The organism is Ruegeria sp. HKCCA5463, from assembly GCF_013034175.1.
GTDB lineage: Bacteria > Pseudomonadota > Alphaproteobacteria > Rhodobacterales > Rhodobacteraceae > Ruegeria.
On the sequence record NZ_WQFL01000001.1, the window covers coordinates 114,539 to 127,144 of the forward strand.

The following is a 12,606-nucleotide window of genomic DNA, read 5'->3' on the forward strand; positions in this document are numbered from 1 at the left end:
GCCACTTAGGTGACTGACACGACCATGCCAGCCATTGCCTGCCGGAATCTCTGGCAGGTCTTTGGCCCGGGCGCTGACAAAGCCCTGACCGACGCGCTGTCTCGGTCAGGGAATGACGCTGACAAGGCCGCCGCAGACCTGCGGGAAAACGGGTTCATTCCGGCGGTTCAAGATGCCAATTTCGAGGTCAGGGAAGGCGAATTGTTCGTCATCATGGGCCTGTCGGGCTCGGGCAAATCCACGCTGATCCGCTGTATCTCGCAACTGCTGCCCGGCACGGGTGGTGAAATTCGGGTGGATGGCGAGAATGTCATAGGCGCCTCAAAAAAGGCCCTGACCGAGCTGCGCCGGAAAAAACTGGGCATGGTGTTCCAGCATTTCGGCCTGTTCCCCCACATGACCGTAGCTGAAAACGTCGCATATCCTCTGCGCGTTCAGGGCGTTGGCAAAAAGGAACGGCTGGACCGCGCGCAGGAAGTGATTTCGCTGGTTGGTCTGGAAGGGCGCGAAGACAGCTTCCCGCGACAGCTTTCCGGCGGGCAGCGGCAGCGGGTGGGTATCGCCCGCAGTCTTGCCGTAAACCCTGACATCTGGTTTCTGGACGAACCGTTCTCGGCGCTTGATCCACTGATCCGTCGCCAGTTGCAGGATGAATTCCTGCGCATTCAAGCTACGTTGAAGAAATCCATCGTCTTCATCACGCACGATATTCAGGAAGCGCTGAAGCTGGCAGACCGCATCGCCATCATGCGGGATGGCAAGATCGTGCAGATCGGCACGCCCACGGATATCGTCCTGCGACCCGTCGATGACTATGTGCGCGAATTCTCGAAGGATGTCGCCAAGGGGCAGCATGCCAAAGTCGCCTCGGTCATGCGAAACGAGGCAGAGTGTGGCCCGGATGATCCCGGCCTGACTACGTCGATGACACTGGACGCGGCCCTGGCCCATTGCATGGAACTATATGAACCCGTGCCGGTGCGGGATGCCGATGGCAATGTCGTTGGCACGGTGCACCCGTCCGATCTGGCTGCCGCGCTTCAGGTGGACGAAACATGACCGCCTTAACTGAGGTTCCGACGCAGCACGGCGCGCGGCTGACGGCGGGCGCCAAGGCCGCCCTGATTACGGTTGTCGTCGGTGCGGTTTGCCTTGCACTTGAGGGCATCGCCCCATGGCTGGTCAAATGGCCCGCCGCGTGGGAACTGCCTGCAACCCAATGGGTGGGCGCGTTTCTGGATTGGTTTCTGAACCTGATCAAACCGGCGATGCGGTTGTTCTCGGGTATGATGACCTATCCGATGAACTGGGCGAATTTCGTTCTTGGCAATACGCCATGGCCCCTCCTGATCGGGATCGTGACCGCTCTGGGCTGGTACTTGGGCGGTTTGCCCATGGCGGCGCTGGGCTTTCTGGGCCTTAGCTTTGTCCTGGCGTCGGGTTACTGGGCTGAGAGCATGAACACTCTGGCCTTGGTCGCAGTATCCGTCCCGGTGGCGCTGATACTGGGTGGTGGCATCGGCATCCTCGCCAACGAGGTGCCGCGGGTGAAATCCTTCGTTCAGGCGGTTCTGGATGTCATGCAGACGGTGCCGACTTTTGCGTATCTGACACCGCTGTTGCTGCTTTTTGGCTTTGGCCCCGTCGTCGGTCTGATCGCCTCGGCCATCTACGCCGCGCCGCCCATGGCTCGCAACGTGATGCTGGGGCTGGAACGGGTGGAGCCCGAGATCAAAGAGGCCGCGATCATGTCCGGTGGCACGCGGTTTCAGCAATTGTTTCAGGTCGAAATTCCCGCCGCTACGACGCAGATCATGGTCGGTGTGAACCAGTGTCTGATGGCGGCCTTGTCGATGGTCATCATTGCCGCTGTCATCGGTGGGTTCAACGATATCGGCTGGGAGGTTCTGCTGACCATGCGCAAGGCGCAGTTCGGGGAGTCTCTGATGGCGGGTCTGGTCATCGTGGTCTTTGCCGTTGTCATAGATCGCATGAGCGGCACCTTGGCGACCGAGCGCAAACGTTATGACAGCCGGGTTGTCTGGGCGATGTTGGGTTTCGCCGTGGTCTTCACCGCCGCCTTCTGGGCGTGGTTGCCGAACCCATCCGAACTGACCTTGCTGGATCCGATGGCCGAGGCCGTGGACAGCGGCCTGACCGCGTTCACTCAGGCCAATGGCCCGTGGTTGGATGCGCTCAAGAACAACTCACTTTTCTATGTGCTGCTGCCTTTGCGGATCGGTCTAGATCAGGCGGTCCTGCCCTTCACCTGGGGCTTCCAGTGGACGGCGGGCATGAGCTTTGGCCTGTTTGCCGCAGGTGCCGGGATCGCGCTGTTGATGGCATGGCGTGGGCGGCTGACGGGTGGTCTGATCGTCCTGATCCTGATTGGAATGCTGGAAACCGGCATTGCCAACCTGCCGTGGCCCTTTGTCCTGACCGGCGCCGCTGCTCTGGGCTGGGTCGCGGGGGGCTGGCGTCTGGCGGCGCTGTGCGTGGGGCTGCTTTGCACCATCCTCGTTTCGGGCCTGTGGGAGAGAGCGCTCTTGTCGCTTTACCTGAGCGGTGCGGCGGTGTTTTCCTGTGCCGTGGTCGGCGGCCTGATCGGCCTTGCCAGCGCGATTTGGGAGCCGGTGTGGAAAGTGGTCCGTCCGATCTGCGACATGTTGCAGACAATCCCTCTGTTCGTGTTCCTGATCCCGGTCCTCATGGTGTTCCAGATCGGCGAGTTCTCGGCCTTTCTGGCAATCTGTGCCTATGCGATCGTGCCCATGATCCGCTACACGCGGCACGGGCTGGTCAACACGCCGGACGAGATGATGGAGGCCGCGATCTCAAGCGGTGCGACCGAGTGGCAGATCATGCGCGACGTGCGTGCGCCCTATGCCGCGCCCACGATCCTGCTGGGGTTGAACCAGACCATCCTCTATGCCTTTGCGATGCTGGTGATCGCCGCATTGATCGGCACCACGGGTCTGGGGCAGTCGATCTATCTGGCGCTGGGTCAGGCGGATGTGGGGCTTGGCATTTCGGCCGGGGCCGCGATGGCGATTCTGGCGCTGATTGCCGACCGCATCGTGCAGGGGTTTGCCGAAGAACGCCGCGCGGCGCTTGGGTTGTAAACAGGGCAGGGGCGATGCACCGCCCCTGCGCCGAACTTGATTTTGGACAAGGATACCAGTGCCGTCCTGATCTAGACCGATCCCAATAACGCGGAGATCACCATGACCGGTTGGGTCCTATTCCTTGCAGCGCTCGTCACATTCCTTCTCAGCCACGCGATTCCGGTGCGACCCGCCATACGCGGACGGCTGATCGATACACTCGGACGCCGGGGGTATTTCACGGTCTATTCGGTTCTGTCGCTGGCCGTCCTGGCGTGGTTGATCATTGCCGCTGCCAATGCTCCTTATGTCGAGGTCATCCCGCCATATGCGGTTTTGCGCTGGGCGCCGGTTCTGATCATGCCGGTGGTCTGCTGGCTGGCTGTTGCGGGGCTGATCATTCAGAACCCGTTTTCGTTCGGGGGGCTGGGCAATCGGCCATTTGACCCAGAACAGCCCGGTATCCTGCGCACCACCCGACACCCGATCCTTGCCGCGCTGATGCTGTGGGCGGTGGCACATCTTCTTGCCAATGGCAGCCTGTCACATGTGATTTTGTTCGGCCTGTTTGCCGGTTTCGCGGTCATGGGCATGGCCCTTGTCGACCGGCGTAAGTCGCGGGAAATGGGCTTTGAATGGGTCCTCTTGTCCCGCAACACGGCGCGGTTCTCACTGCGCGCACCGCGTCCCTGGCCGCGTCCCGGGGTGTGGCTGGCCGCGCTGGCCGCCTATGCGGTTCTGCTTCACCTGCACGCCCCTGTGATTGGCCTGTCCCCGCTTCCGTGAACGAGGGAGTGGCCGGGCGGTGCCTTGCGTGCTATTTGAAACGTCACAAACGAATTACAAGAGGTCCAAGATGCATCTGGCCTATGTCACCACCACCGATCGCGGCGCGACGGACCGCCTGCTGAGCGCCGTTGCGGACCGCCTGCTGGCCTCCGGAGCAAAACTGGCCGGTGTCGTGCAAACAAACACGGAATGTGCCGACAGCAGCAAATGCGATATGGACTTGCGCGTGCTGCCCGACGGTGAAACCATCCGCATTTCGCAGTCGCTGGGCACCCAGTCGCGCGGCTGCCGTCTGGACCCGGCAGCGCTGGAACAGGCGGTGGGATATGTGACCGCCTCGCTGGAGGGCGCCCCCCAATTGCTGATCATCAACAAATTTGGCAAGCATGAATCCGACGGGCGAGGCTTCCGCCCCGTGATCGGCGAAGCGCTGGCGATGGATATCCCGGTTCTGGTCGGCGTGAACGGTTTGAACGAAGAGAAATTCCAGACCTTCGCGGATGGCGCAGCGGAAGCCCTTCCGGCGGATCTGGATGCAATCGAGGCGTGGTTCAACAAGGTCTCGGAACTGCGCCCGGCGGCGGAATAGAAACTTCCAAACTCTTGGTTAAGAGACAAAAAGCGGCGCTGAAAAACAAATCAGCGCCATTTTTTTTAATGTTGGGTGCACTTAGGTTGTCTTAAGCCTGCGGTATCCGAACAGGCCTAGAACGGCCCCAATCAAAAGCAGCCCGCTTGCGGGCAGGGGGACCGGTGCGACTTGCAAATTATCCACGTTGAATTCGCCACACCATTGGTCGCACCAAACGGTGTTCGACCCAAGGCCAAAGGGGAATTTGACCGCGTTGGGGACGTTCAGCGTGATCAACAGTTGATCAATAGCCGTGAACCCAGTGGAGAAACCAAAAGTGTTCAAAGCCGAAGGTCCGAACGTCTGCGTCGCAACTGTGGCACCGTTCAGAAGCCCCGAAAACGTCAGGGTTGGAACTGTCGCAGTACCCGCCTTGAGCCACTGGTTGTAGGCCTGCGTTCCAAGTGCGGGTGCAGGGCCGGATCCGGTCTTGAACACACGCGACAATCCTGACAGATCCACGGATTGTGCCGTAAACTTCGTCCCGTTTACGGCCTGCACCACCGTTGACAGCACACCGTTGTCGTCGTGCAAGTTGATCTGATTTCCAAAGTTGTAGACGGGTGCATAGTCAAAAGTGAAACCTTGGCTAGTTCCCTGAAACGTTGTCAGCCCGCTTTGAGGATCATTCGGAAAGTTATTGTCAAATGTAATAGTCAGCGCATTCGCTGCGCTTGCGACACAAACGGCAAGTGCCGCCAAAAGCAGTCTCATAACATGTCCCTCGCAAATACGTTAACAGACTAGCGGGCGATGCCCGGTTTCGCAACTTTTACGAGTCTTTGCGGCCGTTATTGCGCAAAAGCATGCACGTAAGCACGCGCGGGCAATGCGTTCTGGCCATCTTTGAATTCTACGGGAAAGATGGTGGGCGACCCTGGAATCGAACCAGGCGTGCGTCTCCGCGAGGGAGTTACAGTCCCCTGCCACACCTTGCGGCCTGTCGCCCACTGTCAGGCGTTGCACCTGACGTGGAGGCGTGATTACTAGCGCACCAAAGGAGCGTCAACAGGAAAATTCCGCTTTGGCGCAGGAAACCGAATTCCCGGCCCGGAGGCCTGAAAAATGAAGAAACCCAAATGGGTCGTTGAAAAGGAACAGGCACGCAAGGCCGCGACTGCTGAAACCGTTTGGCTGTTCGGTCTGCATGCAGTTCGCGACGCTTTGATGAACCCCAATCGGCAGAAACTGCGCTTGATCGTAACGCGCAACGCGCGGGACAAACTGGCGGAAGCGATTGAATTCTCTGGTATCGAGCCCGAGATGGCTGATCCGCGCAAGTTTACGGCACCCATCGATGCAGGCTCGGTGCACCAGGGTGCCGCGCTGGAGGTAAAGCCGCTGGATTGGGGCGGTCTGGCCGAAAATTGCATCGGTCGTGAAAATCCACGCGTCATCCTTCTGGACCGCGTTACGGACCCGCACAATGTCGGGGCGATTCTGCGCTCGGCCGAAGTTCTGGGTGCCAGTGCCGTCATAGGCACCCGCCACCATTCCGCGCCCGAGACTGGGGCCCTGGCAAAAACCGCCAGCGGCGCGCTGGAGCGTCAACCCTATCTGCGGATGCGCAACCTTGCCGACACAATTGTAGAACTACAGAATATGGGATTTCTGGTCCTTGGGCTGGACGGTGAAGCAGAGGTAACGATCGAAAGCGCGCTGAGCGACGGTCGGGACCGCCCCGTCGCACTTGTTCTGGGGGCGGAAGGCCCGGGATTGCGCCAAAAGACGAAGGAAACCGTGGATCAATTGGTGAAAATTGACGCAGCCGGGGGATTCGGATCGCTGAACGTCTCAAATGCCGCGGCAATCGCCTTATATGCATCCCGGCCCTGACAAAAAGGAGAGCGTTATTTCCGGTCCATCCAAAATTGCGACCTGCTGCTACTGCGGGACCCGGGCTGCGCTGGTCCTGAGGGGCAAAGAACGGCACGAGCTGAGCTGTTCCAGTTGTGGCGCACCTTTGCATGATCTGAAGATGCTGCCCAAGCGGAAGGCTGCGCCTGCCAAAACAGTGCGATCTGCGGTTTCTCATGCCCCTCCACGGAAGACCAAGCGAAAAAAGAAGAAAAAGAGCATGTTCTCGCGCGTGTTCGATGAAGCCTGGGATGTGATCGAAGACATTTTCGATTGACCGTTTTTGGGTGAAGATCGTTCACATCCACGTCAACAGGGGTTCCGCATGCAGCAAAAAATTGCATCTTGATACCCCAGTGATTTCAGATTCTGACATGGCAATGCTGACCCGACGTTCCACACTTGGCGCGCTGTGCGCTTTTTTTCTGGCGCCTGCCACGTATGCGCAGGAAAGGCCCGTTTACTACACCACCGAAGGGGTGGCGTTGGCCGGGTATGATGCCGTGTCCTTTTTCGACGGTTCTACGCCGATCATGGGCATGCCCGAGAATTCCGTAGTATGGAAAGGGGCGAGGTGGCATTTCACCTCGCAGGAAAACCGCGAGCTGTTCGAAAGCAATCCCCGTGCTTTCGCGCCGCAGTTCGGCGGGTATTGTTCATATGCGATGGCGATGGGAGTTCTGAAGAGCTCGGACCCCAAGGCCTGGAAGGTCGTGGATGGTCGTCTGTACCTGACGCACTCGATCGAGATCGAGGAAATCTGGCAGCAGGATCAGACAGAATACATTGAGTTGGCTGAAGAAAACTGGCCGGTAATCCTCTATCAGGAATGAGCGGGAATCAGCTAATTGTGAAGAGTCATCACAAAAATGCGCTGCCCCTCTTTTTTTTACCAAATATATGCCTAAATGTCACAATGACCGCGGAATGGAACTGCCGCGGGTCATTTCACTGTCCCTCGTTCCAACAACTGGCGCCCAAGGCTTCTTGGGCGCTTTTTTCTTTTTGGAACCCTGCTAAGGATAGGGCATGCCAGACTATTCCGATCAGCAGCTGAGAGCCATTCTGCAACGCACCAAGACCGTTGCCGTTGTCGGAGTGTCCATGAACCCGGTGCGGCCCAGCTATTACGTCGCCCGCTACCTGTCGTTGAAAGGGTTCAACGTGATCCCGGTCAATCCGGGCCATGCCGGGAAAGACCTGTTTGGCCAAAGGGTACGCGGCAGCCTTTCGGAGATATCCGAACCCGTGGACATGGTAGACATCTTCCGACGGTCCGACTCCGTGCCGCCCATTGTGGACGAAGCGTTGGAGGTGTTCCCGTCCCTCGGAACGATCTGGATGCAAATCGGGGTTGAACACCCTGAAGCGGCAGCCAAGGCCAAGGCCCGCGGTGTAGACGTCGTGATGAACCGCTGTCCGAAGATCGAGTATCAGCGCCTGTTTGGCGAGCTGCGCATGGGTGGGTTTTCCACCGGGATCATCTCGTCCAAGCTTTAGGGCGTTGCTGGCTGATAGGGTTTCAGGCGGGCAACCTGTTCCTGTCGTCGTTTTTCCAGCACCACGTCCCGAGGGACCCAGTCATATCGGGTATCCTCGACCAGAGGTGACCAGAACAACACCCCGCCATAGCGCCACGGGTCCAGCACGACGCCCTCATACAGCGATTCACCCTTGCGACTGATAATCGCCGTGCTGTGGTCGATCCTCAGCGGATTGTCGGCGTTGGCGATGGCGCGGTGCAATTCCAGCGTCTGGAAGTTTTCCTGTTTCAGACGACGCTCGATATCCTCGGCCCAATGCCAGCACAGACCACGCGGGCGCAATCCCTTGTTGACCTTCGCATTGTGGATCAGCGGCGGGTCGGTGATCTGGTATTCGTCCACCAGTTGCGCGGTATAGGAATAGGCGACTTGCGCTGCCCGGCGGGCTTCTTCCGGATCGATATCCGGGCCAAGACGCTGAATCTCGGCTGTCAGGCGTTGTACCTCATCCCCGGTCGAGGGGGGAGGCGCCGCACATGCCGCAACGATGGCAAGCGTTGCCACAAGCATCAAAATTCGGATCATGTCGCGCCCTCGGCCTGCCATTCTGACGCCCGAGTATAGCGGGCGTTGCGGCGGCGCGGAACCCGGCCGTTACCCTTTGGGGCGGGCTGCCTTTTCAGCAATGCCGCTGATGCCCTGACGGTGCGCAAGTTCGGCCAGAACATCCTCCAGCGCCACGTCTCGGGCGGCCAGCATGACCAGCAGGTGATACAGCACGTCTGCTGCTTCGGCGGTCAGCTTGGCCTGATCGCCCTTCGTGGCTTCGATGATGGCTTCGATGGCTTCTTCACCAAATTTCTCGGCGCATTTCTCGGGACCCTTTGCAAGCAGCTTGGCTGTCCAGCTTGAATCGGGGTCAGCCCCTTTACGCGCCTCAATCGTGGCAGCAAGGTCGTGCAGAATGCTCATGTCAGCCTCATCGGAATGCCTGCGGCGGCCATGTGTTCCTTGGCTTCGCGGATCGTGTATTCTCCGAAATGGAAGATCGAGGCTGCAAGCACCGCACTTGCGCCACCTTGGGTGACGCCTTCGACCAGATGATCCAGATTGCCGACACCGCCGCTTGCGATTACGGGCACGTCCACTGCATCGGAAATCGCACGGGTCAGTGGCAGGTTGAAACCAGCCTTGGTGCCGTCGCGGTCCATCGAGGTCAGCAGGATTTCTCCGGCGCCTTTGGCGACAACGGTTTTTGCGAACGCGACCGCATCAATGCCTGTTGGCTTGCGGCCGCCATGCGTGAAAATCTCCCACTTTCCGGGGCTGACCGTCTTGGCGTCGATGGCACAGACGATGCACTGGCTGCCGAATTGATCTGCCGATTCCGCGATCACGTCGGGATTGGCAACGGCTGCCGAGTTGAAGCTGACCTTGTCTGCCCCCGCCAGCAACAGGGCGCGGACATCATCCTTGGTGCGAACCCCGCCGCCGACGGTCAGAGGTACAAAGCACTGCTCGGCCGTGCGCTGTACCACGTCGAACATGGTGCCGCGGTTTTCGTGGGTTGCGTGGATATCCAGAAAACAGATTTCGTCCGCGCCTGCGGCGTCATACGCCTTGGCCGATTCCACGGGATCGCCCGCATCGCGCAGACCGACAAAATTCACGCCTTTGACCACGCGGCCATCGGCAACATCAAGGCAGGGAATGATCCGGGTCTTCAGCATCTGATCGTCCTTCGTTGCCGGACCTTTACCGACAAAGCGCCGCCGATGCCACAGACGTTTTGCCGCCCATGGCCCTGGTAGCACGGGCCATGGGCGGAGCGGGGGGCTTAGTGATCCTGGTTCTTCAGCAGTTTCAGTGCCGAAAGCAGGTTTGCCTTGTCATCGGTCCATGGCAGCGCGCCGTCGGATTCGACGATTTGCCAGTTTCCATCCTGCGCAAAACTCTCAATTCGGGATTTGTCCGGGCTCAGTATCACAACGCTGCTGGTGGCGGCTCCGGTTTCAATCTGCTCTTCACCCACGGCCAGCCGCTGATGCGCAGCGGTCAGGTTCAGGCTGTCGGCAATTCGGGCCAAAGGCTGGACCAGATCGTAGAACCGGTTTGTGATGTGGAACACCAAAACCCCATCATCGGCCAGGCGGCTGGTATACATCTCTACCGCCTCGCGTGTGATCAAGTGAAGCGGAATCGCGTCCGAGCTGTACGCATCCAAAACCAGGATATCGAAGGCAAAAGGCTTTTGCTTCAGAACGATTCGGGCGTCACCCAGATGGGTCTCGGAATCGGGCGTGCATTCCGACAAATAGGTGAACAGCGAAGGGTCGCGTGCGATCTGGTCAACGGTCGCGTCGATCTCGAAGAAGTCCCAGTTTTGCGCAGGCTGCCGATAGCAGGCCAGTGCACCTGTTCCAAGACCGACAATTCCGATGCTGTTGGATTGCTTGCCGAAGTCCGACGTGATGACCTGCGCCATCGGTCCTTCGGGGTGATAATAGGACAGCGGTGTGGGTCGAGTGCCATATTCGGATTCGCGTTGCCAGCCATGCACCGTGGTGCCGTTCTTGTAGACACGGTAGCCCTCGCTTGAATACACCGAATGCACGCCGAAAAAGCTGCGATCTTCGAACACCGGATTGTTCTTTACCGCAAATGCGGGCAGCAGAACGACGGTAAGAACCACAGGGATACGCATGGCCTGTGCCCGGAACAGGTACAGCACCGCGAATATCAGCGCGAACAGGGCACCTGCACGCGGGATGTCCGCGCTCAGCGCCGCGACGCCGCGTGTCGCACCTGCGATGACGAGGATGAAAACACTTGCCGCGATGCCCATGATGACATGGCGAAGGGCAAATCCCGGCGCGCGGACAAGAAACAATCCTCCGGCCAGGATCATGGTGATTGGCGCCTCCAACTCACGTGTGAAGGCAATCGGCGCAACGATCGAGTTGAACAGCCCGCCAATTGCTCCGCCCACGGAAAGGGCGATGTAGAACACGGTCAATTGCTCGGCGGATGGGCGCATGTCGTACAGCAGGCGGTGCGCAAAAAGGGCGATGATGAACAGCACCGGGACATAGAGCAGAATAACCACCGGCGCGTCATGCTCGCTGACCACCTTGGACACCAGTACGACACCCGCCGCCAGCGCCGCCAGCATGGGCAGGTTCAAGGCGTCAAGGGTCAGGTGTTTCCATTTGGCAAACGCGATGATGAAGGACAGGATATAGACCGCCAGCGGAACAACCCAGATCAGCGGGAGTGCACCCAGATCCGTGCTGACCCGCGTTGTGAAGGACAGCATCAAGGAAGAGGGGATGAAGGCGACGAACACCCAGACAGCGATCTGCCGCAGGGTCGGGAAACTGGCCTTGAGCGCCGTTTGGGCCGACGGCTTCGTGTGCCGTGATCCCCGCAAGGCGATCATGCCACTGCCAAGCAAAAGCGCGCCGAACAGAACGAAGCCGACCAGCCAGGCACGGCTGATCTCGGCCGCGCCAAAAAATGGATCTGCAACCAGGGGGAAGGCCAACAACGCCAGCAAGGATCCGACATTGCTGGCACTGTAAAGGAAATACGGATCATCCGCCGAAGGCCCGCCCGACCTGGCGTACCAGGCCTGCAACAGGGGCGCATTTGCCGACAATACCGCAAAAGGTACACCCACACCCACGGCGAACAGGCCAAGCGTTTGCAGCGCGGTCGAGGTCGAGGCGTCATAGCTCCAGCTTTCGCTGGTGGACAGCGGCAGGAAAGTCAGCGCCGCCACCCAAAAGGCAAAATGGGTGATGATCTGCCAGCGCAAGGGCAGAAACTTGGTCAACAGGTGCGCGTACACATACCCGAGTATCAGCACCACTTGAAAAAACAGCATTGCGGTCGTCCAGACCGCCGGGGCACCGCCGATTTTTGGAAGAACCAGTTTGGCAAAAAGCGGCTGGACAAAGAACAGCAGACTGGCGCTCGTGAAAATCGCCGCGCAGAAGATCGCAATGGTTGCTGATCCGAATCTGGACGTCTTGGGAACGTCTAGGTTGGAAATACTCACGTTTGCCACCCGGGTTGTTGTGTTTGACGAAGGAGTTAAGCGGGGATTCCGCCCGAATTATGGCTCAACACAGTAAAATGTTTGGCTTCTGGTCGGATTGTTCTCGAAAGCAAGGGTAAAATGGGCGCCTTCAATTCTGGCAAAGCTTTGCTGATGCCAGACTTGTGATTGTCAGATTTCCAAAACCTGTGAGAATTGGAGTGAATATTACAGAAGGAATACCGACATGCGTAGCTTGATACTTGCTTCAATTTTTTCGCTCGGAGGGGCTTTGGCCGCCATGGCTGACGACATCATCAAAGTTCAAACGAACAAATCCGTAGCCGAAGCGCTGGATGCGCTGGAAGCGGCGGTTGGCAACGCAGGGGCCACTGTCTTCGCCCGCATTGACCACGCGGCCGGGGCGGAAAAGGTCGGTACGCCCATCCCGGCCAATCAAGTGCTGATTTTCGGCAATCCTGCGCTGGGCACGCCGGCCATGCAGATCGATCCGCGTGCAGGGTTGTTCCTGCCGCTCAAGGTGCAGGCGTATGAGGATGGGAACGGTCAGGTCTGGTTGGCCTATGAAGACCCCAAGGAAACGATGGACGAGCTGGATGACGTCGAAAAGTCACCAGTCATCGAGAAGATGCGCGGTGCGCTCGCCAAGTTGACCGCTGCGGCCGCGGGTTAAGACCTTTT

The 12,606-nt window shown here is 59.0% G+C and carries 14 protein-coding genes and 1 tRNA gene; 9 read left to right on the forward strand and 6 right to left on the reverse strand.

Annotated features, from left to right (window positions below):
• Positions 1–9 precede the first annotated feature (9 nt).
• From GOW09_RS00595 to GOW09_RS00610, 4 genes are all read left to right on the forward strand, one after another.
• Positions 10–1,059: a glycine betaine/L-proline ABC transporter ATP-binding protein gene (locus tag GOW09_RS00595; protein WP_171114865.1), complete on the forward strand. Its 1,050-nt coding sequence runs from the start codon at positions 10–12 to the stop codon at positions 1,057–1,059.
• Positions 1,056–3,122, forward strand: a complete 2,067-nt coding sequence (locus tag GOW09_RS00600) for a proline/glycine betaine ABC transporter permease (RefSeq protein WP_171114867.1) — start codon at positions 1,056–1,058, stop codon at positions 3,120–3,122. Before GOW09_RS00595 ends, GOW09_RS00600 begins: the two co-directional genes overlap by 4 nt.
• 102 nt (positions 3,123–3,224) lie before the next feature.
• Positions 3,225–3,890, forward strand: a complete 666-nt coding sequence (locus GOW09_RS00605; protein WP_171114869.1) for an NnrU family protein — start codon at positions 3,225–3,227, stop codon at positions 3,888–3,890.
• A 70-nt stretch (positions 3,891–3,960) separates the two neighbouring features.
• Positions 3,961–4,482: a DUF2478 domain-containing protein gene (locus GOW09_RS00610; RefSeq protein ID WP_171114871.1), complete on the forward strand. Its 522-nt coding sequence runs from the start codon at positions 3,961–3,963 to the stop codon at positions 4,480–4,482.
• An 81-nt stretch (positions 4,483–4,563) separates the two neighbouring features.
• On the opposite strand, the gene GOW09_RS00615 is transcribed toward GOW09_RS00610, so the two are convergent.
• Both GOW09_RS00615 and GOW09_RS00620 read right to left on the reverse strand, forming a co-directional pair.
• Positions 4,564–5,238, reverse strand: a complete 675-nt coding sequence (locus tag GOW09_RS00615; RefSeq protein WP_171114873.1) for a VPLPA-CTERM sorting domain-containing protein — start codon at positions 5,236–5,238, stop codon at positions 4,564–4,566.
• A 151-nt stretch (positions 5,239–5,389) separates the two neighbouring features.
• Positions 5,390–5,473, reverse strand: a tRNA-Tyr gene (locus tag GOW09_RS00620).
• Between the two features lie 116 nt (positions 5,474–5,589).
• Between GOW09_RS00620 and rlmB the strand changes: the two genes are divergently transcribed.
• The 4 genes from rlmB (at position 5,590) to GOW09_RS00635 (ending at position 7,881) form a co-directional block, all read left to right on the forward strand.
• Positions 5,590–6,360 (forward strand): 23S rRNA (guanosine(2251)-2'-O)-methyltransferase RlmB, encoded by a 771-nt coding sequence (rlmB, locus tag GOW09_RS00625; protein WP_171114874.1) that lies wholly within the window; start codon positions 5,590–5,592, stop codon positions 6,358–6,360.
• Positions 6,344–6,658, forward strand: coding sequence for a hypothetical protein (locus GOW09_RS22470; RefSeq protein ID WP_253283489.1), 315 nt, complete (start codon positions 6,344–6,346; stop codon positions 6,656–6,658). Before rlmB ends, GOW09_RS22470 begins: the two co-directional genes overlap by 17 nt.
• A gap of 97 nt (positions 6,659–6,755) precedes the next feature.
• Entirely contained in the window at positions 6,756–7,214 is a 459-nt protein-coding gene (locus GOW09_RS00630; protein WP_171114877.1) for a YHS domain-containing (seleno)protein, read from the forward strand.
• 196 nt (positions 7,215–7,410) lie between these two features.
• Complete coding sequence (locus GOW09_RS00635) at positions 7,411–7,881, forward strand: CoA-binding protein (protein ID WP_171114879.1); 471 nt, start codon at positions 7,411–7,413, stop codon at positions 7,879–7,881.
• Here GOW09_RS00635 and GOW09_RS00640 read toward each other — a convergent pair.
• The 4 genes from GOW09_RS00640 to GOW09_RS00655 form a co-directional block, all read right to left on the reverse strand.
• The gene (locus GOW09_RS00640; RefSeq protein ID WP_171114881.1) at positions 7,878–8,450 is read right to left on the reverse strand and encodes a hypothetical protein; all 573 of its coding nucleotides are present in this window, start codon (positions 8,448–8,450) and stop codon (positions 7,878–7,880) included. The genes GOW09_RS00635 and GOW09_RS00640 overlap by 4 nt on opposite strands.
• Positions 8,451–8,519: 69 nt before the next feature.
• Entirely contained in the window at positions 8,520–8,837 is a 318-nt protein-coding gene (locus GOW09_RS00645; protein WP_152458688.1) for a phosphoribosyl-ATP diphosphatase, read from the reverse strand.
• Positions 8,834–9,595 (reverse strand): imidazole glycerol phosphate synthase subunit HisF, encoded by a 762-nt coding sequence (gene hisF / locus GOW09_RS00650; RefSeq protein WP_171114883.1) that lies wholly within the window; start codon positions 9,593–9,595, stop codon positions 8,834–8,836. Before hisF ends, GOW09_RS00645 begins: the two co-directional genes overlap by 4 nt.
• A gap of 107 nt (positions 9,596–9,702) precedes the next feature.
• On the reverse strand, positions 9,703–11,925 hold the full coding sequence (locus tag GOW09_RS00655) for a fused MFS/spermidine synthase (protein WP_371808006.1): 2,223 nt from the start codon (positions 11,923–11,925) through the stop codon (positions 9,703–9,705).
• Positions 11,926–12,205: 280 nt separating this feature from the next.
• On the opposite strand from GOW09_RS00655, the gene GOW09_RS00660 reads away from it, so the two are divergent.
• Positions 12,206–12,598 carry a DUF302 domain-containing protein gene (locus GOW09_RS00660; protein WP_171116471.1) on the forward strand — a complete coding sequence of 131 codons (393 nt, stop codon included), beginning with the start codon at positions 12,206–12,208 and terminating at the stop codon, positions 12,596–12,598.
• Positions 12,599–12,606 lie beyond the last annotated feature (8 nt).